1 protein-coding gene is annotated in these 1437 nt (G+C 66.7%); it reads right to left on the minus strand.

The window, feature by feature from the left end:
* On the minus strand, nt 1–1437 hold a 1437-nt coding region (locus ABD299_RS24860; RefSeq protein WP_344267035.1), incomplete at both ends, for a non-ribosomal peptide synthetase.

Raw genomic sequence — 1437 nt, forward strand, 5'->3', positions numbered from 1 at the left:
CCGCTTCGATCTCGCCGAGTTCGATACGGAAACCACGGATCTTCACCTGGTCATCAGCACGGCCCAGGAACACCAGATCACCATCCCGGGTCCACCGCACCACATCCCCGGTCCGGTACATCCGCTCCCCCGGCCCTCCGAACGGACACGCCACGAACCGCTCCGCCGTCAGATCCACCCGCCCCGCATACCCCCGCGCGACACCGGCCCCCGCGATGTACAACTCCCCCGCCACCCCGGGCGCCACCGGCTCCAAACGCCCGTCCAGCACATACACCCGGGTATTCCACACCGGCTTCCCCAACGTCACCGGCCCACCCGAAACCCGCCAAGCCGTCGACCACACCGTCGTCTCCGTCGGCCCGTAAAGATTCGTCACCTCCCCCGCACGCTCCACCAACGCCCCGGCCAGCTCACCCGGCAGCGCCTCCCCACCCACCAGAACCCGCAAGCCCTCCAGCACCCCCGGCTCCCGCAACAACAACTCCTGCCACAACGCCGGCGTCGCCTGCATCACCGTCACCCCCGAACCAGCGATCAACTCCGCCACAGCCCCCGGATCCAGCACCACACCCTCAGGCCCCACCACCACAGCAGCACCCGACAACAACGGCACGAACACCTCAAGCCCCGCGATGTCGAACGACCACGTCGTCACCGCCAGCAAACGGTCCCCGCCCCCCATCGGAAACCACTCACACATCGCCGCCAGGAAATTCACCAAAGCCCGATGCTCAACCACCACACCCTTCGGACGCCCCGTCGAACCCGACGTATACAACACATACGCCGGATGCCCCCCGCACAACCGCCCCAGCCGCTCCCCATCCCCCAAATCCTCATCCGAGAACCCGGAAACCCGCTCCACCACACCCGGATCATCCAGCACCACACACCGGACCCCGGAATCCGGCAAACCCCCGGCCACCACCGAATCCGTCACCAACAACACCGGCCCCGCATCCCCCAGAACCATCCCCACCCGCTCCACAGGATGACCCGGATCCACCGGCACATACCCAGCACCACTCTTCAACACCGCCAGCATCGCCACCACCATCGCCTCCGAACGCGGCAACGCCAACGCCACCAAACGCTCCGGCCCCGCCCCCAACGACACCAGATACCGCGCCAGCCGATTCGCCCGCACATTCACCTCCCCATACGACAACTCCACCCCACCCGACACCACAGCCACCGCACCCGCACACTCAACCGCACGCGCCTCGAACAACACCGGCAACACCACATCCGGCACCTCACGAACCGTGTCGTTCCACCCCGACACCACCCGCTCACGCTCCACCCCCGACAACACATCCACACACCCGACCCGCACATCCGGATCCCCCACCACCTGCTCCAACAACCACCCCAACCGAGCCACCAACAACTCGGCCGACCCCACATCGAACACATCCGCACTGAACTCCAGGA

It is taken from the genome of Streptomyces sodiiphilus (assembly GCF_039529215.1).
Classification (GTDB): domain Bacteria; phylum Actinomycetota; class Actinomycetes; order Streptomycetales; family Streptomycetaceae; genus Streptomyces; species Streptomyces sodiiphilus.